This window comes from Variovorax sp. BGA-UO-ETr-C22 (assembly GCF_059567965.1).
The window spans coordinates 554716-577431 of sequence record NZ_JCAQPA010000011.1 but is presented as its reverse complement, the minus strand read 5'-3'; the positions used below and the strand labels follow the sequence as shown (position 1 = coordinate 577431).

The 22716-nt window shown below is 68.9% G+C and carries 22 protein-coding genes; 10 read left to right on the top strand and 12 right to left on the bottom strand.

Annotated elements, in window-relative coordinates:
* Positions 1-9 precede the first annotated feature (9 nt).
* Complete coding sequence (locus tag AC57B8_RS22555; protein WP_496480814.1) at positions 10-1026, top strand: 1-aminocyclopropane-1-carboxylate deaminase; 1017 nt, start codon at positions 10-12, stop codon at positions 1024-1026.
* 60 nt (positions 1027-1086) lie between these two features.
* Here AC57B8_RS22555 and pyk read toward each other — a convergent pair whose 3' ends face one another.
* The 3 genes from pyk to AC57B8_RS22540 all read right to left on the bottom strand — a co-directional run bounded on the left by pyk (position 1087) and on the right by AC57B8_RS22540 (position 4835).
* Positions 1087-2535, bottom strand: a complete 1449-nt coding sequence (gene pyk / locus AC57B8_RS22550) for a pyruvate kinase (RefSeq protein WP_062478290.1) — start codon at positions 2533-2535, stop codon at positions 1087-1089.
* Positions 2536-2640: 105 nt separating this feature from the next.
* Positions 2641-3834 (bottom strand): phosphoglycerate kinase, encoded by a 1194-nt coding sequence (locus AC57B8_RS22545; RefSeq protein WP_390349632.1) that lies wholly within the window; start codon positions 3832-3834, stop codon positions 2641-2643.
* 92 nt (positions 3835-3926) lie between these two features.
* Positions 3927-4835: a LysR family transcriptional regulator gene (locus AC57B8_RS22540; protein ID WP_496480813.1), complete on the bottom strand. Its 909-nt coding sequence runs from the start codon at positions 4833-4835 to the stop codon at positions 3927-3929.
* An 89-nt stretch (positions 4836-4924) separates the two neighbouring features.
* On the opposite strand from AC57B8_RS22540, the gene AC57B8_RS22535 reads away from it, so the two are divergent.
* The 6 genes from AC57B8_RS22535 to AC57B8_RS22510 are packed head-to-tail and all read left to right on the top strand — an operon-like array spanning position 4925 to position 10447.
* Complete coding sequence (locus AC57B8_RS22535; RefSeq protein WP_495272717.1) at positions 4925-5479, top strand: VOC family protein; 555 nt, start codon at positions 4925-4927, stop codon at positions 5477-5479.
* Entirely contained in the window at positions 5472-6593 is a 1122-nt protein-coding gene (locus AC57B8_RS22530) for an alpha/beta hydrolase family protein (protein WP_496480812.1), read from the top strand. The genes AC57B8_RS22535 and AC57B8_RS22530 overlap by 8 nt, the downstream gene beginning before the upstream one ends.
* Before the next feature lie 7 nt (positions 6594-6600).
* Entirely contained in the window at positions 6601-8256 is a 1656-nt protein-coding gene (locus AC57B8_RS22525) for an FAD-dependent oxidoreductase (protein ID WP_496480811.1), read from the top strand.
* Complete coding sequence (locus AC57B8_RS22520) at positions 8253-8471, top strand: DUF2783 domain-containing protein (RefSeq protein WP_139700740.1); 219 nt, start codon at positions 8253-8255, stop codon at positions 8469-8471. The genes AC57B8_RS22525 and AC57B8_RS22520 overlap by 4 nt, the downstream gene beginning before the upstream one ends.
* The gene (locus AC57B8_RS22515; protein WP_496480810.1) at positions 8468-9433 is read left to right on the top strand and encodes an MBL fold metallo-hydrolase; all 966 of its coding nucleotides are present in this window, start codon (positions 8468-8470) and stop codon (positions 9431-9433) included. Before AC57B8_RS22520 ends, AC57B8_RS22515 begins: the two co-directional genes overlap by 4 nt.
* A 39-nt stretch (positions 9434-9472) precedes the next feature.
* Positions 9473-10447 carry a Bug family tripartite tricarboxylate transporter substrate binding protein gene (locus AC57B8_RS22510; protein WP_496480809.1) on the top strand — a complete coding sequence of 325 codons (975 nt, stop codon included), beginning with the start codon at positions 9473-9475 and terminating at the stop codon, positions 10445-10447.
* 13 nt (positions 10448-10460) lie between these two features.
* Here the strand turns inward: AC57B8_RS22510 and AC57B8_RS22505 are convergent, their stop codons facing one another.
* From AC57B8_RS22505 to def, 5 genes are read right to left on the bottom strand one after another with little or no spacing between them, the layout of a single operon-like run.
* Positions 10461-10802 carry an AzlD domain-containing protein gene (locus tag AC57B8_RS22505; protein WP_095747259.1) on the bottom strand — a complete coding sequence of 114 codons (342 nt, stop codon included), beginning with the start codon at positions 10800-10802 and terminating at the stop codon, positions 10461-10463.
* Complete coding sequence (locus AC57B8_RS22500; protein ID WP_496480808.1) at positions 10799-11539, bottom strand: AzlC family ABC transporter permease; 741 nt, start codon at positions 11537-11539, stop codon at positions 10799-10801. Before AC57B8_RS22500 ends, AC57B8_RS22505 begins: the two co-directional genes overlap by 4 nt.
* Complete coding sequence (gene fmt, locus AC57B8_RS22495; protein WP_496480807.1) at positions 11539-12498, bottom strand: methionyl-tRNA formyltransferase; 960 nt, start codon at positions 12496-12498, stop codon at positions 11539-11541. Before fmt ends, AC57B8_RS22500 begins: the two co-directional genes overlap by 1 nt.
* A complete protein-coding gene (locus AC57B8_RS22490) occupies positions 12495-12992 on the bottom strand; it encodes a hypothetical protein (protein WP_095950492.1) in 498 nt (165 codons plus the stop codon). Before AC57B8_RS22490 ends, fmt begins: the two co-directional genes overlap by 4 nt.
* The gene (gene def, locus AC57B8_RS22485) at positions 12989-13510 is read right to left on the bottom strand and encodes a peptide deformylase (RefSeq protein ID WP_070063231.1); all 522 of its coding nucleotides are present in this window, start codon (positions 13508-13510) and stop codon (positions 12989-12991) included. The genes AC57B8_RS22490 and def overlap by 4 nt, the downstream gene beginning before the upstream one ends.
* A gap of 160 nt (positions 13511-13670) precedes the next feature.
* On the opposite strand from def, the gene AC57B8_RS22480 reads away from it, so the two are divergent.
* The 3 genes from AC57B8_RS22480 to AC57B8_RS22470 are packed head-to-tail and all read left to right on the top strand — an operon-like array spanning position 13671 to position 16666.
* On the top strand, positions 13671-14894 hold the full coding sequence (locus tag AC57B8_RS22480) for a LysM peptidoglycan-binding domain-containing protein (RefSeq protein WP_159279203.1): 1224 nt from the start codon (positions 13671-13673) through the stop codon (positions 14892-14894).
* 33 nt (positions 14895-14927) lie between these two features.
* Positions 14928-16070 carry a DNA-processing protein DprA gene (dprA, locus tag AC57B8_RS22475; protein ID WP_496480806.1) on the top strand — a complete coding sequence of 381 codons (1143 nt, stop codon included), beginning with the start codon at positions 14928-14930 and terminating at the stop codon, positions 16068-16070.
* A gap of 59 nt (positions 16071-16129) precedes the next feature.
* Complete coding sequence (locus AC57B8_RS22470; protein WP_139700756.1) at positions 16130-16666, top strand: Smg family protein; 537 nt, start codon at positions 16130-16132, stop codon at positions 16664-16666.
* A 55-nt stretch (positions 16667-16721) separates the two neighbouring features.
* Here AC57B8_RS22470 and AC57B8_RS22465 read toward each other — a convergent pair whose 3' ends face one another.
* The 4 genes from AC57B8_RS22465 to yajC form a co-directional block, all read right to left on the bottom strand.
* Positions 16722-19121, bottom strand: coding sequence for a DUF1631 family protein (locus AC57B8_RS22465; protein ID WP_496480805.1), 2400 nt, complete (start codon positions 19119-19121; stop codon positions 16722-16724).
* A 112-nt stretch (positions 19122-19233) separates the two neighbouring features.
* The gene (secF, locus tag AC57B8_RS22460; RefSeq protein ID WP_062478240.1) at positions 19234-20196 is read right to left on the bottom strand and encodes a protein translocase subunit SecF; all 963 of its coding nucleotides are present in this window, start codon (positions 20194-20196) and stop codon (positions 19234-19236) included.
* Between the two features lie 18 nt (positions 20197-20214).
* Positions 20215-22098, bottom strand: coding sequence for a protein translocase subunit SecD (gene secD / locus AC57B8_RS22455; RefSeq protein WP_062478237.1), 1884 nt, complete (start codon positions 22096-22098; stop codon positions 20215-20217).
* Between the two features lie 89 nt (positions 22099-22187).
* Complete coding sequence (gene yajC / locus AC57B8_RS22450) at positions 22188-22523, bottom strand: preprotein translocase subunit YajC (protein WP_062478234.1); 336 nt, start codon at positions 22521-22523, stop codon at positions 22188-22190.
* Positions 22524-22716 lie beyond the last annotated feature (193 nt).

The window sequence follows — 22716 nt, the reverse complement described above, 5'->3', positions numbered from 1 at the left end:
GCTGCGTCGATGAACCTGAAGAAATTCCCCCGCCACGCCCTGACCTTCGGCCCCACGCCGATCCAGCCTCTGAAGCGCCTGAGCGCCCACCTGGGCGGCAAGGTCGATCTCTACGCCAAGCGCGAGGACTGCAACAGCGGCCTGGCCTTCGGCGGCAACAAGACGCGCAAGCTGGAGTACCTGATTCCCGAGGCGCTCGAAGGCGGCTACGACACGCTGGTGTCGATCGGCGGCATCCAGTCGAACCAGACGCGGCAGGTGGCGGCGGTGGCCGCGCACCTGGGCCTGAAGTGCGTGCTGGTGCAGGAGAACTGGGTCAACTACTCCGACGCGGTGTACGACCGGGTCGGCAACATCGAGATGTCGCGCATCCTCGGCGCCGACGTGCGGCTGGACGCGGCCGGCTTCGACATCGGCATCCGCCAGAGCTGGGAACAGGCCATGGCCGACGTGCGCGCGGCCGGCGGCAAGCCCTTCCCGATCCCGGCGGGCTGCTCGGAGCACCCGCGCGGCGGCCTGGGCTTCGTGGGCTTTGCCGAGGAAGTGCGCCAGCAAGAGGCCGAGCTCGGCTTCAAGTTCGACTACATCGTGGTCTGCTCGGTCACGGGCAGCACGCAGGCCGGCATGGTGGTGGGCTTCGCGGCCGACGGGCGCGCCGACCGCGTGATCGGCATCGACGCCTCGGCCAAGCCGCGGCAGACCTACGAGCAGATCCTGCGCATCGCCAGGAACACGGCCGAGCTGGTCGAGCTGGGCCGCGACATCACGGAGAAGGACGTGGTGCTCGACCGCCGCTTCGGCGGGCCCGAGTACGGGCTGCCGAACGAGGGCACGCTGGAGGCGATCCGTTTGAGCGCGCGCTTCGAGGGCATGCTGACCGACCCGGTGTACGAGGGCAAGTCGATGCACGGGATGATCGAGAAGGTGCGCCTGGGCGAATTCCCGGCCGGCTCGAAGGTGCTGTATGCGCACCTGGGCGGCGTGCCCGCGCTGAACGCCTACAGCTTCCTGTTCCGCAACGGCTGAACCAGACGGCGCCATGAAAAAGGCCGGCATGTGCCGGCCTTTGTCTTGCTGCGAACGAACTCAGCTCGCCCTGCAGATCTTCAGCATGTTGGTGCCACCAGGCGCGCCCATCGGCTCGCCGCAGGTGATGGCGTACACGTCGCCGCTTTGCACGATGCCGCGCTTCTTCAGATGGCTCTCGGCCTGGCGCAGCGCGGTGTCGCGGTCGCTTTCCGAATCCATGAGCAGCGGGCGCACGTTGCGGTACAGCGCCAGCTTGCGCTGCGTGGCCAGGCGCGAGGTCAGGGCGTACATGGGAATGTGCGCGCGGTGGCGGCTCATCCACAGGATGGTGGAGCCCGACTCGGTCAGCGCCACGATGGCCTTGGCGCCCAGGTGGTGCGCCGTGAACAGCGCGCCCATGGCGATCGACTGGTCGATGCGGCTGTAGGTCTTGCCGCTGAAGTCGGCGTCGAGCGTCTTGTCCTCGGCCGCTTCGGCGGCTTCGCAGATGCGGCTCATTTCCTGCACGGTCTCGAGCGGGTAGCGGCCCGAGGCGGTTTCGGCGGAGAGCATCACGGCGTCGGTGCCGTCGAGCACGGCGTTGGCCACGTCGCTCACCTCGGCGCGGGTGGGCACGGGGTTGGTGATCATCGACTCCATCATCTGGGTCGCGGTGATCACCACCTTGTCCATGTCGCGCGCCATGCGGATCATCTTTTTCTGCAGCGCCGGCACGGCGGCGTTGCCCACTTCCACGGCCAGGTCGCCGCGGGCGACCATGATGCCGTCGCTGGCGCGCAGGATTTCTTCCAGCTTCGGAATGGCCTCGGCGCGCTCGATCTTGGCGATCATGCCGGGCTTGTGGCCGTACTCGGCAGCCGCGACGTTGCACAGCTGGCGCGCCATTTCCATGTCGGTGGCGTTCTTGGGGAAGCTCACGGCCACGTAGTCGGCCTGGAAGCTCATCGCGGTCTTGATGTCTTCCATGTCCTTGGCCGTCAGCGCGGGCGCCGTGAGGCCGCCGCCCTGCTTGTTGATGCCCTTGTTGTTCGACAGCTCGCCGCCCAGCTTGACGGTGGTGTGCACCGCTTCGCCCTTGACGCCGTCGACCGTGAGCACGATCAGGCCGTCGTTCAGCAGCAGCTTGTCGCCGGGCTTCACGTCGCGCGGCAGGTCCTTGTAGTCCAGGCCCACGGCATCGACGTCGCCCAGCTCGGTGCGCGAGGCGTCGAGCACGAACTTGGCGCCCGGCTCCAGCCAGATCTTGCCCTGCGCGAACTTGCCGACGCGGATTTTGGGGCCCTGCAGGTCGGCCATGATGGCCACTTCGCGGCCAGCCTTGCGGGCCGCCTCACGCACCATGGTGGCTCGGTCGATGTGGTCCTGCGCCGTACCGTGGCTGAAGTTCAGCCGCACCACGCTGACCTTGGCCAGGATCATCTGTTCCAGCAATTCCGGCGTGCTGGAGGCGGGGCCGAGGGTGGCGACGATCTTGGTGGCGTGGCGGGGGATGCGGTCCGAGCTCATGAAGGGGGTCTCCGTTTTGTATTCGCTACTGTATACACTTTGTGTGTCGAACGGAAGTCAGTCGCCACGGGGGATTTCCCTCCCGTGGCCGGACCGCCGCCGGAATCAGCCGGCCGCGCGCTTGGCCAGGATCTCGAAGGCCGGCAGGGTCTTGCCCTCCAGCACCTCGAGGAAGGCACCGCCGCCGGTCGAGATGTAACCGACCTGCTTTTCGATGCCGTACTTGGCGATGGCCGCCAGGGTGTCGCCGCCGCCGGCGATCGAGAAGGCGCTGCTTTCGGCAATGGCTTGCGCGATGGCCTTCGTGCCGCCCGCGAAGGCGTCGAACTCGAACACGCCCACGGGGCCGTTCCAGACGATGGTGCCGGCTTCGCGCAGCTGCGCGGCCAGGATGGCCGAGGTCTTCGGGCCGATGTCCAGGATCAGGTCGTCCTCGGCCACGTCGGTGGCGGCCTTGACGGTGGCGGGCGCGTCGGCCGCGAAGGTCTTGGCCGTGACCACATCGACCGGGATCGGCACGTCGGCGCCGCGCGCGCGCATGGCGTCGATGACGGCCTTGGCCTGGTCGAGCAGGTCGGGCTCGGCCAGCGACTTGCCGATCGAAAGGCCCGCGGCCAGCATGAAGGTGTTGGCGATGCCGCCGCCGACGATCAGCTGGTCGACGTTGGCCGACAGGCTCTTGAGGATGGTGAGCTTGGTGCTGACCTTCGAGCCCGCCACGATGGCGACCAGCGGGCGCTTGGGCTGGGCCAGCGCCTTGGTGATGGCGTCGATCTCGGCCGCCAGCAGCGGGCCGGCCGCGGCCACCTTGGCGAACTGGGCGATGCCGTAGGTGGTGGCTTCGGCGCGGTGGGCGGTGCCGAAGGCGTCGTTCACGTAGATGTCGGTGAGCGCGGCCAGCTTGCGGGCCAGCGCTTCGTCGTTCTTCTTCTCGCCCTTGTTGACGCGGCAGTTCTCCAGCAGCACGACCTGGCCGGGCTTGACGTCGACGCCGTCGACCCAGTTGGCCACCAGCGGAACCTCACGGCCCAGCAGCTCGCCCAGGCGCTGGGCGACGGGCGCCAGCGAGTCTTCGGGCTTGAACTCGCCTTCGGTCGGGCGGCCCAGGTGCGAGGTGACCATCACGGCCGCGCCGGCGTCGAGCGCCAGCTGGATGCAGGGCACCGAAGCGCGGATGCGCGTGTCTTCGGTGATGCGGCCGGCGTCGTCTTGCGGCACGTTGAGGTCGGCACGGATGAAGACGCGCTGGCCGGCGGCCTTGCCTTGCGCACAGAGGTCGGTGAATCGAATGACGTTCATGGGTCTGAGGATGGTGAAAGACGGGACTGCCCGCATTGTAGTTTTCGCCCTCCGGCACCCCTGCGCGTCTCTTGCGGGGCGGTGATGCTTTTTCAGGCCTTCGACTGCGCGGCCGCGAACTGCTCCAGGATGCCGACGAAGCTCGCCGCCGCGGGCGACAGCGAACGCCGCGCCGCGCTGTACACGCAGACCTCGCGGTGGAAGTCGGGCGACTCGAGCCGCACCATCTGCAGCCCGTGCGCGCGCACCAGCGACGCCGAGTAGGTCGGGCACACGGTCAGCCCCAGCCCCGAGGCCACCATGCCCAGCGCGGTGGTCATGTACGACACCTCCTGCGTGCCCGGCCGCATCAGGAACGCACGCTCCTCGGCCCCCAGCTCGGGCAATACGCGCTGGCGGAAGTCGCGCGTGGGCGCGATGAAGGTGTAGGGCCCCAGCTCGTGCCAGCGCACCTTGCGGCGCTTGGCAAAGGCGTGGCCGGGCGGGCAGATCAGCCAGTGGCGGTCGCGGAACAGCGTGCGGCGCTCGATGGCGGCGGCGTCCACCGCCACGTCCTGGCCCACGGCCAGCTCGACGTCGCCGGCCGCCACGCCCAGCAGCAGGTGCTCGGGCAGCGTGTCGGCCAGGCGCACGTCCACGTCGGGGTACGCCTCGCGGTAGGCGGCGATCACGCGCGGCATCAGCGTGCAGGCCATGAGCTGCGGCGCTGCGAGCCGCAACAGCCCTTTCTTCTTGTCACGCAAATCGGTCACGCCCGCGACCGCACTCGTCAAGTCGCCGAGCAGCCGGTGCACCGACGGCAGGAACTCGCGCCCCGCCTCCGACAGCTGCACGCGCCGCGTGTTGCGGTCGAGCAGCTGCACGCCCATCTCGCGCTCGAGCTCGCGCACCAGCACGCTGAGCGCCGACTGCGTGAGGTGCAGCTGCCCGGCGGCGGTGGTGAAGCTGCCGGTTTCGGCCACGGCGGCGAAGGCGCGCAGCTGGCGCAGGGTGAGGTTCATATATATGGTTATTTCATCAATCGATGAATTAATTTCGATTGCATCATAAGACGCGGCATTGCCCAATCGCGGCCTCAACGGAGACACGCATGCCGACGACGACCGCCCCCACGTCCGCGCCCCCCATTCGCGGGCTGCACCATTTCGCCTGGCGCTGCCGCGACAGCGAGGAAACCCGCCACTTCTACGAAGACCTGCTGGGCCTGCCGCTGGCCCACGTCATCAAGAACGACCACGTGCCGAGCACGGGCGAGTACTGCCCCTACGTGCACATCTTTTTCCAGATGCGCGACGGCGCGTACATCGCCTTCTTCGACCTGGGCGACGACACCGCCGCGCTGCCCTCGCCCAACACGCCTTCGTGGGTGAACCACATCGCGCTGCGCGTCGACTCGGTGGCCGACCTGCTCGCCGCCAAGGCGCGGCTCGAAGGCGCGGGCATCGAGGTGCTGGGCGTGACCGACCACCACATCATCGAGTCGATCTACTTCTTCGATCCCAATGGCATCCGCGTGGAACTGACCACGCCGACCGTGCCGCAGGCCGAGATGGACGCGCACGCGCGCCATGCCCATGCCGACCTCGACGCGTGGACCGCGCGCAAGGCGGCGCTTCGCGCAGCGAAAGGCGCGTCGCATGTCTGAGCTGCAACTTGCCGTCATCGACGTGAAGCCCGGCGCGGCCATGGACAGCCAGTCGGGCCTGCAGCTGCTGCGTCCGCGCATCTACGGTGCCTTCCGCGCGCCGCCGGGGCCGAAAAAGATCGCGGCCATCGTGATGCACCCGACCAGCAACTTCATGGGCCACTACCTCATCGGCCCGCTGGCCGAGCGCGGCATCTGCTGCATGGGCCTGAACTCGCGCTTCGTCGGCAACGACACCGTGCTGCTGATGGAGCGTGCGATTCAGGACCTGGGCGCCGGCGTGCAGTACCTGCGCGCGGCCGGCTACGAGAAGGTGTTCCTGGTCGGCAACTCGGGCGGCGCGGCGCTCTCGGCCTTCTACCAGGCGCAGGCCGAGCAGCTCACGGCCACGCACCTGCCCGACGGCGACCCGACGCACCTGCACGCCAGCGACCTGCCCCCAGTGGACGGCCTCGCGCTGTGCGCCGCGCACCTGGGCCGCACGCGGCTCATGCGCGACTGGATCGACCCTTCGGTCACCGACGAGCACGACCCGCTCTCGGTCGACCCCGAACTCGACATGTACGACCCGCGCCACCGCGTGCCCTACGAGGCCGAGTTTCTCGCGCGCTTCAGCGCGGCGCAGAAGGCGCGGATGGACCGCATCGAGCAGTGGTGCCTCGAGCGCCTCGCGCTGCTGCGCAACACACCCGGCGCGCCGCGCGACCAGACCTTCGTCGTCTACCGCACGCACGCCGATCCGCGCTGCGTCGACCTGTCGCTCGATGCGAACGCGCGCCTGCCCGGCAGCGTCTGGGGCGATGCGCGGCAGGTGAACTATTCGGCCAACGCGATGGGCCGCACCACCTCGCTCACCGCGTTCCTCTCGCAGTGGTCGTCGCGCTCGCAGGCCGACGGGCCCACCAACCTCGCGCGCACCACGGTGCCCAAGCTGCTGCTGACCTACACCGGCGACCAGTCGACCTTCCCGAGCACGCGCGATGCGTGGATGGCCGCGGGCGGGTCGCGCATCCGCAATGTCGACATCGTCGGCGGCAACCACTACCTGGCGGGCCAGCCCGAGCTGATCCCGCAGGCGGCCGATGCCATCGCCGAGTTCGCGCACGCGCTGTAGAAGAGCCATGGAAAACTTTGCATTCGCACCGGCCTACGAGTTGCCGGTCTGGCCCTTCACGCCGCCGCCCGAGCTGAACGGCACGACCATCGTGCGCCACCCGGTCGTGATCGTCGGCGCCGGCCCCTCGGGCCTCACGCTGGCCTGCGACCTCGCGCAACGCGGCGTGCGCGCCGTGCTGCTCGACGAGGACGACACCGTGGGCGTGCGCGGCGCCTCGTCGCGCGGCATCTGCTACGCACAGAAGAGCCTGGAGATCTTCGAGCGCCTGGGCATCTACGAGCGCATCGCGGCCAAGGGCGTCACCTGGTCGTTCGGTCGCACCTTCTCGGACGACCAGGAGGTCTACAACTTCAACCTGCAGGCCACGAGCGTCTCGAAGCAGCCGCCTTTCGTGAACCTGCAGCAGTTCTACATCGAGTGGTTCCTGGTCGATCGCATCCTCGAACTCGGCGTGACCGACCTGCGCTGGAAGAGCCGCGTGACGCACGTCGAGCCGCTCGCCGACGGCGTGCGCATCGACATCGAGACGCCCGCCGGCAGCTACACGATCGAGGCCGACCACCTGATCGACGCCACCGGCGCGAACAGCCCGATCCGCACGCAGCTCGGCGTGGCATCGCACGCCTCGCGCAGCACCGACCGCTGGTGCATCAGCGACGTGCGCTTCGAAAAACCGCTGCCCACCGAGCGCTGGACCTGGGTCGATGCGCCCTTCAACGAAGGCCGCGGCGTGTGGCAGCACCTGATGGCCGACGGCGTGTGGCGCATCGACTACCAGATGCCCGAGGACTGCGACCCCGCCGAGATCAGCCGCCCCGAGGTGGCCGGTGCGCGGCTGCGCGAACAGCTCGGGCCCGACGTGGCGTTCGAGTTCGTGTGGATCGGCCCGTACGGCTACCGCGACCACCTGCTGGAGCGCTTCCGCCACGGCCGCGTGTGCTTCATCGGCGATGCCGCGCACGTGGTGAGCCCCTTCGGCGCGCGCGGCGGCAACACCGGCATCCAGGACGCGGCCAACCTCGGCTGGAAGCTTGCACTGGTCGCGCAAGGGAAGGCCGACGAGGCGCTGCTCGACAGCTACGACGCCGAGCGCCGCCCGGCCGCGCAGGAGAACCTGACGGTCACGAGCCGCTCCGCGCGCTTTCTCGCGCCGCGCTCGCCGGCCGAGCACACGCTGCGCCGCGCCGTGGTGGCGCTGGCCAAGCGCCACACCTTCGCGCGGGCGCTGGTCAACACGGGCCGCATGTCGGTCGCCAACGACTACCCCGCCGCGCCGCTGTTGCCCGAGGGCGCGCGCACGGTGCAGAACCTGCCGCTGCATTGGGCCGACGGGCGCGAGACCACGCTGATGCAGCTGCTGGCCGAGGGCACGCAGTGCCTGGGCCTGTGGTTCGCGCCGACGCGCGCGCAGGCGCAGGCCGCATGCGATGCCACGGCCGCACTGCCGCTGCGCCTGCTGGCCGTGGGCGGCGACAGCGGCCTGCCGACCTTGCAGGCCGACGAAACGCTGGCGCGCCACCTCGGCCTCGACCCCGGCGCGACGGGCGGCTTCGTGCTCGTGCGCCCCGATGCCTACCGCGCTGCGCTCCTTGTGCAGGCCACCCCCGACACGGTCACCGCTGCCGTCCGCACGGCGCTCGCACTCCCCTCGTCCCCATGATCACCGAGCCCCGCATCCCCGACCCCGACGGCTTCTACGCCGCGCTGCTGGCCGCGCACGAAGGCCGCACCGAGGCGCAGAGCGCCGACCTCAACGCCCGCCTCGTGCTGCTGCTGGCCAACCAGTGCGCCGACCAGGCCGTGCTGCTCGCCTGCATCCGCGCGGCAGCCGAGGCCGACGACGACATCCCCACGACCACGACAACACCTCCATGACCGCCACTGTCTCTTTCGCTTCCGCCTCCGACACCCGCGAGCAAAAGCCCAGGCTGCAGGAACTCGCGCCGGGCGCCTACGGCTACATCAGCGACTTCGATCCCAACTGCGGCTTCGTCGTCGGCGAAGAGCAGGTGGTGCTGATCGACACCCGCCCCACGCCGCGCATGGCGCGCGACTTCCTCGCGGCGATCCGCAGCGTGACCGACAAGCCGATCCGCACCATCGTGCTCACCCACTACCACGCGGTGCGCGTGATGGGCGCGAGCGCCTTCGACGAGGTGCAGGAGATCGTCGCCAGCAACGGCACGCTCGACTGGATCCGCACGCGCGGCCAGGCCGACTTCGAATCGGAGGTGGGCCGCTTCCCGCGCCTGTTCGCGGGCGTGGAAGAGATCCCGGGCCTGACCTTCCCGACCACGGTCTTCGACCGCGAGATGACGCTGTCGCTGGGCGGTGGCCGCGAACTGCGGCTCATGGCACTGGGGCGCGGCCATTCGAGCGGCGACACCGTGGCCTGGCTGCCCGACAGCGGCGTGCTGTTTGCGGGCGACGTGGTCGAGAACCACTGCGGCGTGTACGCGGGCGACGCCTACATCGGCGACTGGGCCGGCACGCTCGACGCGGTGCGCGCGCTGCAACCGCGCGTGCTGGTGCCAGGACGCGGCGCGGTGCTGCAGGGCGACGCCGCCTGCGCCGAGGCGATCGGGCTCACGAAGGACTTTCTCTCGACGCTGCTCGACAGCGTGCGCGCGGGCATTGCCGCGGGCGAGACGCTCAAGGGCTGCTTCGCGCGCGCCGAGGCGGCCATGACGCCGCGCTTCGGCGGCTGGCCGGTGTTCCAGCACGTGCTGCCTTTCGACGTCTCGCGCGCGTACGACGAGCTGCGCGGCATCGAGCACCCGGTCGTGTGGACCGCCGAACGCGACCGCGAGCTCTGGCAGGTCCTGCGCGGCACCTGAGCCGCCCCCTTTTTCAACAAAGCAACGGAGACAAAAACGATGAAACGCTTCCTTCCCCTGCTGGCCGCGACCCTCGCGCTCGCCGCCGCATCCTTCGCGTCGGCGCAGCCTGCGGCCTACCCCAGCCAGCCCGTGAAATGGATCGTGCCCTACGTGGCCGGCGGCGGCACCGACAACCTCGCGCGCTCGCTGGCCGAGGCCATGCAGCCGTCACTCGGCCAGCCGCTGATCATCGACAACCGCCCCGGCGCGTCGACCAACATCGGCGTGTCGGTGATGATGCAGGCCAAGCCCGACGGCTACACGATCATGCAGGCCGAGAACGCGGCGCTGCTGTTCAACGAGCACATGTTCGCCAAGCTGCCCTACAAGCCGGCGACCGACTTCACCTACATCGGCACCATCGGGCGCTTCCCGGTGGCGCTGGTCGTGCACCCCGACTTTCCCGCGAAGAACGTGGCCGAGTTCGTGCGCTACGTGAAGGCCAACCCCGACAAGGTGAGCTACGCCTCGCCCGGCAACGGCTCGCCGCATCACATGGCGATGGAGCTGTTCAAGCAGAAGGCGGGCCTCACGATCACGCACGTGCCGTACAAGGGCGCCGCGCCCGCCATGACCGACGTGATGGGCGGCCAGGTGCCGACGATGATGCTCGACCTGGCCTCGGGCCTGCCGATCATCAAGTCGGGCAAGGTGCGCGTGCTGGCCATCGCGCTGCCGCAGCGCGCCGGTGCGTTGCCCGAGGTGCCGACCTTCGTCGAGGCCGGCTTCAGCGACGTCAACGCCTACGCCTTCCACGGCCTGATCGGCCCGGCCGGCATGCCGCCCGAGGCCGTGGCGCGCATCAACACCGAGCTGCACAAGGCGATGAAGGCACCGAAGGTGGTGAAGCTGTTTGCGGAGTTCGGCTTCGAGGCGCTGCCCGGCACGCCGCAGGACTTCTACAAGCTCTCGCGTGCGGAGAGCGATCGCTGGGGCAAGATCATCCAGGCAGCCGGCGTGAAGCTCGACTGATCCGACGGCCCGGCTACCAGCCCAGTCCCAGGTGCAGGGGCAGGTACACCGCCATGCCGGCCAGCATCGTGCCCAGCACGCCGCGCCGCCAGAAGTAGTAGGCGCCGCCGACGACCGCCGCGTAGAGGCGGGCGTCGTGCAGCGTGGTGATCAGGTGGCCCTGCGTCATCACGATCTCGGGCGCGATCACGCCGGCCAGCGCGGCGGCCGGCGCGTAGTGCAGCGCGCGGTGCGCCCACTCGGGCAGGCCCCAGGGCCGGTCGAGGATGAAGAAGAAGCAGCGCGTGAGCACGGTGACGCCGGCGAGGCCCGCGATCACAGCCAGGGACCACCAGTCGGTGCCGCCGCCGCTCACTTGTCGTCCTCCGCGTCGGGGTCGAGCCCGAACTGCTTTTCGAGCCAGAAGCACAGCAGCACGGCCACGCCGATCGCGACCACGATGTTGAGCTTGAGCGGCAGCGCATAGGCCGCGACCGCCGTGGCGCCCGCGATGAGCGCGGCCAGCACGCGCAGCCGCGTCGTCGCCATCGAGCAGACGATGGCCACCAGGCTCAGCACGCCGGCAAAGCCCAGGCCCCAGGTCTGCGGAATGAAATTGGCCAGCGCGATGCCCAGCAGGCTCATGCCCATCCACGCGCACCAGGTCACGAAGTAGTTGCCGGTGAGATACGCCTCTTGCGACAGCCGCTCGGTGGGCGTGGTCGGCGGGGCCGTGTACTGCTTGGTGAAGAGCGCGTAGCTCAGGTCGGCCGTCAGGTAGCCGTGCAGCAGGCGGCGCCAGCGCGGCATGTGCATGAGGTAGGGCCGCAGGTGCAGGCTGAACACCACGAAGCGCAGGTTGACGCAGAAACCCGTCGCCAGAATCACCCAGGCCGGCGCGCCCGCGGCCAGCAGCGGAATGGCGGCCAGCTGCGAGCTGCCGGCGTAGACGAACAGGGTCATCGCCACGGCCTCGAGCACGCTCATGTCCGACTTGACCATGGCCACGCCGGTCATCAGGCCCCAGGCGCCGATGCCGAGCGCGGCCGAGGCCATGTCGCGCATGCCGGCGCGGAACTCGGGCTGGCGGCGCAGCGTGGGCGAGAGGAACATCAGCCGAAGACCTGGCCGGCCTTCAGGTCGAAGCCGCGCAGGAAATCGGCCGCGGGCAGGCGCTTGCCGCCCGGGCGCTGCAGTTCGGTGAGCACCACGGTCGCATCGGCGGCCGCCACGGCGACACCGGTAGCGTCGGCCGAGACGATGGTGCCGGGCGTGGCGGCGCCTGCAGGGCCGGTCGCCACGTGCGCGGCCCAGAGCTTGACGGTCTCGCCGCCGAGCGGACTGTTGGCACCGGGGAACGGATCGAAGGCCAGGACGCGGCGCACGATGGCCGCGGCCGGCTGCGTCCAGTCGATCAGCGCTTCGTGCTTCTCGACCTTGTGGGCGTAGGTGATGCCTTCGGTGGGCTGCGGCGTGCGGACGAGCTGACCGATCTGCGCCAGCGCCTCGACCACCATGCGCCCGCCGAGCGCGGCCAGGCGGTCGTGCAGGCGGGCGGTGTTCTCGCCGGGCGCGATGTCGAGCGCCTCGCGCAGCAGCATGTCGCCGGTGTCCAGGCCCGCGTCCATCTGCATGATGGTGATGCCGGTCTGTGCGTCGCCGGCCTCGATGGCGCGGTGGATCGGCGCCGCGCCGCGCCAGCGCGGCAGCAGGCTGGCGTGGATGTTGAGGCAGCCGTGCGCCGGCAGGTCGAGCACCCACTGCGGCAGGATCAGCCCGTAGGCTGCGACCACCATCACGTCGGGCTGCCACGCCAGCAGCGTGTCGCGCGCGGCGGTGGCCTCGTCGGGGTACTTGCCGTCCAGCCGCAGGCTGCGCGGCTGCGCCACGGGCCAGTTGTGGGCCACGGCGCACTGCTTGACGGGCGAGGCCTGCAGCTTCATGCCGCGGCCGGCGGGCCGGTCGGGCTGGCTCATCACGCCGACGATGTCATGGCCGGCGGCGGCAATGGCCTCCAGGGCGACGCGCGCGAACTCGGGCGTGCCCGCAAAAACGACTTTCAACGCGCTCAATCCCGGATCCGTTCGAATTCGAGGTCATCCCCCGTGTGGTACCGGCGCACCACGCCGGTGGGGTCGATGTAGATATAGAGCATGCGGCGCTCGTTGATGGCCTTGTAGCGCCAGGTCCAGACGGTGCCGTCGAAGGAGCTGACGCGGCTGATTTCGTAGGGCTTGCCGTAGAAGGCCAGCACCTCGTTCTGGCGCCAGCGGTCGACCTGGATGTCGTGGTCGAAGCGCGCCTCGGTGAGCACCTGGGTCACCGAGACGACCTTGCCGGACGCGTCGAGGTCGATGTCGACCACCTCGAAGCCGGCCGGCATGCGCGAGTACTGCAGGCGCTCGCCGCCGCCGTTGAGCGGGTAGCGGCCGGTGGGCGCGCCCAGGCGCTGCAGGGTCTCGGCGGCGGAGGTGCCGGGCTGGATGCGCGTGGGTTCGCTGACGCAACCCGCCAGGAACAGCAGTCCGGCGGCGGCCAGCGAGGACCACGCAGCCCGGTGGCTCATGCCCGTGCTTCTTTCATGTCCTCGCGCTGCTGCTTGAGGAGCTTGCTCTTGATGCGGTTGCGCTTGAGCGGCGACAGGTATTCGACGAACACCTTGCCCATGAGGTGGTCGAGCTCGTGCTGGATGCACACAGCCAGCAGGCCGTCGGCCTCGATGGTGTGGGTGTTGCCGTCGGCGTCGAGCGCCTGGACCTTCACCGAGGTGGAACGCATCACGCCGTCGTAGATGCCGGGCACCGAGAGGCAGCCCTCTTCATTCAGCACCTTTTCGTCGCTGGCCCAGGTGATTTCCGGGTTGATGAGCACGATCGGCTCGTTGCGCTCTTCGGAGACGTCGATCACGACCACGCGCTCGTGCACGTCGATCTGGGTCGCGGCCAGGCCGATGCCGCTCGCGTCGTACATGGTTTCCAGCATGTCGGCGACCAGCGTCTTGATGCGCGCGTCCACGCCCTGCACCGGCTTGGCCACCGTGTGCAGGCGCTTGTCGGGGTAACTCAGAATGATTCGTTTGGCCATGAAATCGGGGGGAAGTTGTGGCTATTTTCGCCAATTCCGCGACGCGTCGCGGCGCATTGACGCGAAAACGTTGCCCTTGCAAGGGCTTCGGGCGCAGAATTCGTAGCAAATTGTGAGATTCGTATGCGCCACGATACTTCGTGCGCTCACCCATCCAGACATGACACAGCCCAGCTCCACCGAACACCAGCGCCCGACCTTCTTTGCCTTCTGGACGGCCGCCCTGGCGGTGGCCGGCAGTTGCGGCGCCACGGCGGCCTGGGCGCAGACGACCTACCCGGTCACGCCCCAGCAGCGCGCCACCGCCCAGCAGACCGCCCAGGCCGGCGTGCCGCTGAGCGAGCTGTCGCCGAAGGCGCCCGACGAGTACACCGTCAAGCCCGGTGACACGCTCTGGGCCATCTCGCGCCTGTACCTGCTGCGCCCCTGGCGCTGGCCGGAGCTGTGGGGCATGAACATCAACGAGATCCAGGACCCGCACCGCATCTACCCGGGGCAGGTGCTGTACCTGGACAAGAGCGGCGGCCGCGCCCGCCTGACCACCCGCCGCAGCGTGGGCGGCGTCGACGGCGGCACCATCAAGCTGTCGCCGCGCACCCGCTTCGACTCGCTCGCCGGCATGGCCCTGCCCACGCTCAACCCGAGCCTGATCGAGCCCTTCCTCAGCGAACCCATCGTGGTCGACGCCAACACGCTCGACGCCGCGCCGCGCATCGTGGCCGGCAACGACAGCCGCGTGCTGCTGTCGCGCGGCGACCGCGCCTATGCGCGCGGCAACGCCGAGTCGCCGCTGGTCGAAAAACCGGGCCCGGTGCAGCACTACCGCATCTTCCGCAGCGCCACGCCGCTGAAAGACCCCGGCACCGGCGAAATCCTCGGCTACGAGGCGCAGTACCTGGGCAAGGCCCAGTTGCAGCGCGGCGAATCGACCACCATCGAGACGACCGGCGACAAGGACGTCATCACGGTCGTGCCGGCCAGCATCGACATCATTGCGTCGCGCGAGGAAATGCGCGCCGGCGACCGCCTGCTGCCCGAGCCGCCGCGCCAGCTGCTGAGCTACGCACCGCGCGCCCCCTCCACCCAGGTGGATGGCCGTATCGTGTCGGTCTACGGCAATGCCGTGCAGTACGCGGCGCAGAACCAGGTCGTGGCCATCAACAAGGGCACGCGCGACGGCGTCGACAACGGCCACGTGCTGGCCATCTTGAAGAACGGCGAGACCATCCTCGACCGCACCGGCGCCCGCAAGGAAACCATCAAGCTGCCGAACGAACGCATCGGCCTGCTGATGGTGTTCCGTACCTTCGAGAAAGTCTCGTACGCACTCGTGCTCGAAATCAACGACACTCCCCGCGCCGGCGACTTCCTCGTCAATCCCTGACACGCGCCTGAGGCTTCTTTCTCGCACACTCGTTTGGAACGCGCAGAACTCGCAGGCTGGCTGCGACTTTCACTGACACCAGGCGTCGGCGACGGCGCCGCACGCCGCCTGCTCGCGGCCTTCGGACTGCCTGACGCGATCTTCGCGCAGCCCGAGGCAACGCTGGGCGAAGTCGTCAGCACCGCCCAGGCCGCCGCGCTCAAGCAGCCGCCCTCCGGCCTGCAGGCGCAGGTCGACCAGACCTGGCAATGGCTGCACCCCGCGGACGACCCCACCGGCGGCGCCATCACGCGCCGCGTCGTGACGCTCGGCGACGCCGGCTACCCGGGCTCGCTGCTCGAGATGGTCGACCCGCCGCTGATGCTCTACGTGCTCGGCGCCGCCGCCTTCGACCTCACGCAAATCGGCCGCAGCCTCGCCGTGGTCGGCAGCCGCAACCCGACGCCGCAAGGCGCCAGCCATGCGCGCGCCTTCGCACGGGCGCTGGGCGAAGCGGGCCTGCCCGTGGTCTCGGGGCTGGCGCTCGGCATCGACGGCGCGGCGCACCTGGGCGCGCTCGACGCGGCCGGCGACGCCCCGGTGCTCGCCACGGTGGCCGTGGTCGGCACCGGCCTGGACCGCGTGTACCCCGCGCGCCACCGCGACCTGGCGCACCGCATCACGCTGCAGGGACTGATCGTGAGCGAGCTGCCGCTGGGCACGCCGCCGCTCACGCAGAACTTTCCCAAGCGCAACCGCCTGATCGCGGGCCTGGCGCGCGGCACGCTGGTGGTCGAGGCTGCGCTGGCGTCGGGCTCGCTCATCACCGCGCGGCTCACGTCGGAACAGGGCAAGGAAGTGTTCGCGATCCCGGGCTCGATCCACTCGCCGCAATCGCGCGGCTGCCACGCGCTGATCCGCCAGGGCGCGAAGCTGGTCGAGTCGGTGAACGACATCCTCGAAGAGCTGCCGCCGCTGGCGCCAGCCGCTCGCACGGTTGCCAGCGACACGCCTTCGCCGGCCCCGGAACACCCACTGCTCGATGCCCTTGGCTTCGACCCGGTGAGCCTCGATGCGTTGAGCGCACGCACCGGCTGGAGTGCGGCCCAGCTGCAGGCGAAGATGCTCGAGCTTGAACTCGACGGGCATGTCTCGCGGTTGCCCGGCGGCCTGTTTCAAAGAGCAGCCGTCGGCTGACGCACGAAGTGCACGAAAGCCTGGGGACACACGACAGATTCCTCGGCTATATTGGACCCATGTTCGAAGTGCTCGTGTTTGTGTATGAAAACTACTGGCGCGGCGATGCCTGCCCCGAACCCGAACAGCTGGGCCGCAAGCTCAGTGCGCACGGCTTCGAGGCGGACGAAATTCGCGACGCCCTGCAGTGGCTCGATGGCCTGAGCCTTGCCACGCAAGGCCTGCAGTTTGAACACCAGGCCAGTGAAGGCGATGACGACAACGCCATCACCACTGCCCGCGTCACGCTGGGCGGCGCGCCCGATGCGGCGCTGCCCCAGTCGAGCCAGTCGATGCGCGTGTACTCGCCGTCGGAGCAGGAACACCTCGGCGCCGAGTGCCTGGGCTTCATCCGCTTTCTCGAACTCTCGAACGTGCTGCCTTGCGGCCTGCGCGAGATCGTCGTCGAGCGCGCGATGGCCGCGCCGGGCGACCCGGTGGCATTGGACGAACTCAAGATCATCGTGCTGATGGTGCACTGGAGCACGGGCATCGAGCCCGACGCACTCGTGCTCGACGAGCTTTGCGAGAGCCGCGAAGGCCGTACGGCACACTGAGCTCGCCTCCGAGCTGCGCGCACTTCCCCACAGACGAGAGCAGCCGCGCGGCTGACTAGTTCAGCAGCCGCTCGGGATTCGCATCGAGCTTCGCCAGCGCCTCGCGCGTTGCGCGCGCGGTGAGCGTTTCTTCCTCGGCCGGCACCAGCAGGCCAGCCTGCAGGTACATCGCCAAGCGCCCAGCCTGGATGAGGAAGCTGCGGCCGTCGGCCGACGCGAACAGGTGCAGCTGCTTGCGGTCGCTGCGCCAGACGAACTGGACCTGGGTCACGCGGTCGTTGTGGTCCAGCATGAACCAGTTGCCGACCTGCAGCTCGTGGGTCCACGCGAGCATGTCTTCGGCCACCTTGACGCCGGCGGTGTCGGAAATGACCTCGATCGCGGTCGCGTCCACGCCGAGCAGCAGTTCGATGCTCTGGGCGTCCAGCGGCAGGCTGGACGCGCTGCCGTCGTCGGTCACGAAGTCTTCCAGGTGCGCCAGCCGCTCGGCCATGGCCTCGATCTTGGCCTGCGGAATGGCTTCGGTCTTCGACATGAAGGCGTCAGTCAACGTGGCGCCGATGGTCTTGATGTGGCCCTCTTGCGGCTCACCGACGATCCCCAGCAGGTCCATGCCCTGGCGCAGGCGCTGCAGCAGCTGCGGCAGGTCTTGAATCACGCGGGCGCGGTCGGCGCGGTTGGGCTTGGCGCTCGCGGCCCAGACCAGCTCGGAGGCCACGCGCTTGAGCATCACGGTGTGCTCGCCCTGCGCGCCGTAGCGCAGCGCGGCGATGGCCAGCACCTCGGCCCAGACCTTGAACAGGAACTCGCGGATCTCGTCGCGCACCGGCATGTCGTTGAGCATCTTGCGCAACTCGATGGTGTACTGGATCGCCATCGTCTCCTTCTGCTCGACCTGCTGCGCCACGCTCATGACGCGCTGCGTGGCGTCACTCTGCGTGAGGTAGCGGCTGAGGAAAGCGACGAACTCGTCGAACACCAGCTTGAACACGCGCTGGCCGGTTTCGGGGTACTGCTCGATCACCTGCACCACGCGCTTGATCTCGTTCTCGAGCGCGCTGCCGGTGATGGCGGCGGCGTCGAAGCCCATCACGCAGGAGCCCATGCGGTCGATCAGCATGCGCGCGGGGTGCTGCAGGGTGCCGAAGAATTCGGGCTCGGCGATGGCCACGCGCAGCACGGGCATCTGCAGCCGCGCGAACCACACGCGGGCGGAGAACGGAATGCGCTCTTCCGCGAGGATCGCCTGGAACATCAGCGCCACGATCTCGACCGTGGCCTTGTCGGCCGTGGTGGGCGCGCGCTTCTTGAGCTCGGCGGTGCGCCGGCGCAGGTCGACGGCGGTCTGCTGGATCAGCGTGGCCTGCTCGCCGCCGCCGTCGATGTACTGCGTGGCCGCCATGCGGTAGGCGACCTCGGCATCGGCGATGGCGCCGGCAAAGGTGCGTGAAAACACGCGGGGCGCGGCCACGCCGCCGCCGGTGCCGGTCGTGCCCCCGCCCGGTTGCGAGGCGCCGGCCTCGCCGCCGATGCGCGCGGCGACAAAGCGCTTGAGGCTCAGCAGCGCGGTCTGCGCGCGCTGCCGGGCGAAGGCGAGCGGCGAGCTGCCCATCATCGAGCTGGAGGCCGGCCCCGACGACGGCACGGACGCCGCATGCGAGGCCTGGAAAGCGAAACCCGGACGCTGTGGCTGCTGTGACTGCTGCTGGCCGTGCGGCACGGCCGCACCCGCCGACGACCCCTGCCCCATCGGCATGCTCGACGACACCGGCATGCCCATGGACGACGGGCCGCCGCCCGAATCGCCCGTGCGGCGCACGAAGCTCTTGAGGTCGATTTCGGGCATCACGCCCTGCGCGATCAGGAAGGCGTTGGCGCTTTCGTAGGCCTTCACGACCACGTCCGCCAGGGCCTGCTGCGCCGTGCCCTGCACGCGGCCCCAGGCCTCGCGGCTCAGGCCGGCAGCCAGCCACTGTTCCACCAGCAGCTTGGCCAGCGTCTCGGGTTTCAGCACGTCCCGGGCATCGAGCTCGTGCGTGCCTTCGAGGTGCTGGATGCGCAGGCGCAGGTCGCTGAGTTCGAAGCTGGCCTTGTCGTGGATGGTCTGCGCGAGGCGCGAGGCGAGGATGTTGCTCTCGACCACCTCGTCGCCGATGAGCTCCAGCCGCAGCGCCGCGGGGGCCGACGAGGTGCCGCCCGCCGGGCCCGTGCCCAGCGCCTTGCGCCAGCCGGTCTGCGCCAGCGACACCCACTGCGAGGCATGCCCCTGGAACGCCACGAGGTCGTCGCGGCTTTCCTGCATGGTGCGCGCGCTGCCGACATCGGAGGCCACCGCGGTCAGCCGGTCGCGGATGGCCTGGGCCAGCGGAGCGATCGCACCTTCCGTGGCCGCCACGAAACGCTCACGCGCCTCGCGTGCGAGCTGCAGGGAAGAAGCGGACCGCGCAGTGCTCATTGATGGATCGGAAAGGCCGGAGAGAACGGTTCATCGGCGACAGCCCCGAGCTTGCATCGGGATGCGCCACCGCACAAGTGCGGGTGACGCGAAGCTGGCGCCGAAGTATCCCTCAGACGACGGCGCCGGCGTTCGGGTCGTCGCCGCCGGAGTCGCCGTCGCGCTTGACCGGCGGGCCCTTGATCAGGTCCTCGCGCTTCACGCCCAGCCACATCGCGATCGCGGCGGCCACGAAGCACGACGAGTAGATGCCGAAGCAGATGCCGATGGTCAGCGCCAGCGCAAAGTAGTGCAGCGTCGGGCCGCCGAAGAAGAACATCGACAGCACCACGAGCTGCGTGGAGCCGTGGGTGATGATCGTGCGGCTGATGGTCGAGGTGATCGCGTTGTCGATGACTTCGGTGGTCGTCATCTTGCGGTAACGACGGAAGTTCTCGCGCACGCGGTCGAAGATCACGACCGACTCGTTCACCGAGTAGCCCAGCACCGCGAGCACCGCCGCCAGCACCGCCAGCGAGAACTCCCACTGGAAGAAGGCGAAGAAGCCCAGGATGATCACCACGTCGTGCAGGTTGGCCAGCACGGTGGACAGCGCGAACTTCCATTCAAAGCGGAACGCCAGGTAGATCATGATGCCGATCACCACCATGGCCAGCGCCTTGATGCCGTTGGAGGTCAGCTCGTCGCCGACCTGCGGCCCGACGACCTCGATGCCGCGCTGCGTGGCCGACGGGTCGACCGACTTCAGCGCCTGCATGACCTGCGCGCTCTGCTGGTCGGAGCTCATGCCCTTCTGGGTGGGCAGGCGGATCTGCACGTCGCGCGAGGTGCCGTAGTTCTGCACCTGCACTTCGGGATAGCCGAGCTTGGTGACGGCCTCGCGCACCTTGCCGATGTCGGCCGATTGCTCGTAGGCCACTTCCATCACCGTGCCGCCGGTGAACTCCACCGACAGGTGCAGCCCGCGGTGGAACAGGAAGAACAGCGCCAGCGCAAAGGTTGCGAAGGAAATGATGTTCAGCACCAGGGCATGGCGCATGAACGGGATGGTCTTGTGGATGCGGAAGAATTCCATGGCGATGGTCCTCGGCCGTTACTTGGTGTCGACCACGGCCGTGCCGTCGGTCTTGGGCCGCCAGACGGTGCCGATCGACACAGACTTGAGCTTCTTCTTCTGGCCGTACCAGAAGTTCACGAGGCCACGCGAGAAGAACACGGCGGAGAACATCGAGGTGACGATGCCGATGCAGTGCACCACCGCGAAGCCGCGCACCGGGCCCGAGCCGAAGGCCAGCAGCGCAATACCGGCAATCAGCGTGGTCACGTTGGAGTCGAGAATCGTGCCCCAGGCGCGGTCGTAGCCCGCGTGGATGGCGGCCTGCGGCGAGGCGCCGTTGCGCAGCTCCTCGCGCACGCGCTCGTTGATCAGCACGTTGGAGTCGATGGCCACGCCGATGGCCAGCGCCATGGCCGCGATGCCGGGCAGCGTGAGCGTGGCCTGCAGCATCGACAGAATGGCGACCAGCAGCATCAGGTTCACGGCCAGCGCGATCGACGAGAACAGGCCGAACAGCGCGTAGTAGGCACACATGAAGACCATGATGGCCAGGAAGCCGTACATCACGCTCTTGAAGCCTTTTTCGATGTTGTCGGCGCCGAGCGTCGGGCCGATGGTCCGCTCCTGGATGATCTCCATGGGCGCGGCCAGCGAGCCGGCGCGCAGCAGCAGCGCGAGGTCGCTCGCTTCGGCCACCGTCATCGAGCCCGAGACCTGGAAGCGGTTGCCCAGCTCGCCGTTGATCGACGGGGCCGTGAGCACTTCGCCCTTGCCCTTCTCGAAGATCAGCATGGCCATGCGCTTCTTGTAGTTCTCGCGGCTGACGTCGCGCATGATGCGACCGCCCTTGGCGTCCATGGTCAGGTCGACCTTGGGCTGGTTGCTCTGCTGGTCGAAGCCGGGCTGGGCGTCGGTGAGGTTCTCGCCGGTGACGAGCACCTGCTTCTTCACGATCACCGGGCGGCCACCGCGGTCGAGGAATTTCTCGGAGCCGAAAGGCACGGGCGCGCCGCTCAGCTCGGCCGCGCGGCCTTCGGCGCTTTCGTCGACCATGCGCATTTCGAGCGTGGCGGTGCGGCCCAGGATTTCCTTGGCCTTGGCCGTGTCCTGCACGCCGGGCAGCTGCACGACGATGCGGTCCAGGCCCTGCTGCTGGATCACCGGCTCGGCCACGCCGAGTTCGTTGATCCGGTTGTGCAGGGTCGTGATGTTCTGCTTGAGCGCGGCGTCCTGCAGGCGGCGGGCCGCCTCGGGCTTGATGGTGGCGGTCAGGCGCCAGTTGGTGCCGTCTTGCGTGTCGGTGGTGCTGAGGTCGGGGAACTGGTCCACGATCAGGCGCTTGGCGGTCTCCAGCGAGGCCGCGTCGCGGAAGGTCACCTCGACGGTCTGGCCGTTGCGGCTGACCTGGGTGCCGCGGATGCTCTTGTCGCGGAAGGTGGTGCGCAGGTCGCTCGCGAACGATTCGGCCTTCTTGTCGATGGCGCCCTTCATGTCGACCTGCAGCAGGAAGTCGACGCCGCCGCGCAGGTCCAGGCCCAGGTACATCGGGAACGCATGCAGCGACGTGAGCCACTTGGGCGAACGCGACAGCAGGTTCAGCGCCACCGTGTAGGGCGGGTCGCTGGCGTCGGGCACCAGGGCGCGCTGCACGACGTCACGCGCCTTGAGCTGGTCGTCGGTGGTGGTGAAGCGGGCGCGCAGCGAGCCGGCGTCCAGCGTCACCAGGTCGGGCGTCAGGCCGGCCGCCTTCAGCGCCTCCTCGACCCGGGTCTGGGTGGCGGCATCGACCTTGACGGTCGTCTTGGCCGCGGACACCTGTACCGCGGGTGCCTCGCCGAAGAAATTGGGCAGGGCGTAGATGAGCCCCACGAGCAGCACGATCACGATGATCGTGTACTTCCAGACCGGGTAACGGTTCATGAGAAGGCGCTTTTCACAAGCGTTTCAGAAATGGAACACGGCGTGACTTGGGGCCCTGCGCCCTGAAGCGCAAGGTTCAGCTCACGCTTTTATTGCTTGACGGCGCCCTTGGGCAGCACCTGGACCACCGCGCTGCGCTGGATCTTGATCTCGACGCCGTTGGCGATTTCCAGGCCGAGGTACTGGTCGTTCAGCGAAGTGATCTTGCCGAGCACGCCGCCGGCCGTGGCGACTTCGTCACCCTTGGCCAGGGCTTCGATCATGGCGCGGGCCTCTTTCTGGCGCTTCATTTGCGGGCGGATCATGACGAAATACAGCACCACGAACATCAGCACCAGCGGCAGCATGCTGCCCAGCGAAGACAACATGTCGCCACCACCGGCGGCTGCGGGCGCGGTTTGAGCGAAAGCAGAGGAAATGAACAAGAGAGTCTCCAGCAGAGGGAAGAGAGAAGAAAAAGACTTCAGATGCGCGGGCCGGGCCCGCGGTTCCGCGCCCACGAGGGATGCGGGCCGCAAGTCAAAGGCTCGGCGGGGGAGGCCGCGCGCAGTCGGGCATTGTATTCGGCGCAGATGGCCGTTTCGCGCCCTTATCCGGCGCACCCCCGAGGGCTTTCAG